This window comes from Streptomyces sp. 8P21H-1 (genome assembly GCF_013302945.1).
The window spans coordinates 1-730 of record NZ_JABTYA010000298.1 but is presented as its reverse complement, the minus strand read 5'-3'; the positions used below and the strand labels follow the sequence as shown (position 1 = coordinate 730).

Annotated in this window: 1 protein-coding gene and 1 pseudogene; one reads left to right on the top strand and one right to left on the bottom strand. The window is 73.8% G+C overall.

Annotated elements, in window-relative coordinates; all coding sequences use genetic code 11:
• Positions 1-256: 256 nt before the first annotated feature.
• Entirely contained in the window at positions 257-460 is a 204-nt protein-coding gene (locus HO151_RS06325) for a PspC domain-containing protein (RefSeq protein ID WP_173895113.1), read from the top strand.
• Between the two features lie 95 nt (positions 461-555).
• Here HO151_RS06325 and HO151_RS07515 read toward each other — a convergent pair.
• Positions 556-730 (bottom strand): annotated as a pseudogene (locus tag HO151_RS07515) (ATP-binding protein); the annotation flags it as partial.

The following is a 730-nucleotide window of genomic DNA, read 5'->3' as shown; positions in this document are numbered from 1 at the left end:
CGCGCCCTGTGCCGCCGGGCCGAGACGCGCGACCGGGCCGCCGCGCTGCGCCGCAGGGACGCGGCGGAGGAGTCGGCTCAGGGTCTGACCCCGACGATTCCCAGGGTCGGGATCGCCCCTTAGAGTGATGCTTTACCCCCTTCGTCTCCGTAGCTTTGATGTCAGACGGGGCAGCCGCATCGGGAGCCCCGAAACCGTCTTACGGCACCGAAACCGTCTGACGGCGCCGTCCGACGACGCTGACGAAGGAGCCCTCATGAACCGCCTCGCCCGCCCCACCCACGACCGGATGATCGGCGGAGTGTGCGCAGCGCTGGCCCGGCGCTTCGGCACCTTCGCGACCACGATGCGAGTGATCTTCCTGGCGTCCTGCCTGCTGCCGGGCCCGCAGTTCCTGCTCTACATAGCGCTGTGGGTCCTCTTCCCCTCGGAGGGCAAGGCGGCCCGCACGGCCTGGTGACCCCACGCCCGGCGACCCCAAGCGAGTACGCCGGTGGGGCGCACCCCGGCCGGGGTGCGCCCCACCGGCGCGTACGAGGGCGGCGGGAGCCGGGATCAGCCCACCGGGATGCCGTTCACCGGCAGTCCGTGCGTGGGCAGGCCCTGGACGGGCAGGCCGCCGAGCAGACCGGCGACGGGAGCGGCCGGGCTCGCGGCGAGGGCGTTCGTGAGGGCCGGCTGGGCGGCGGTGACAGCGTTGCCGAGCGCGCCCTGGCCCTGCGTGACCGCC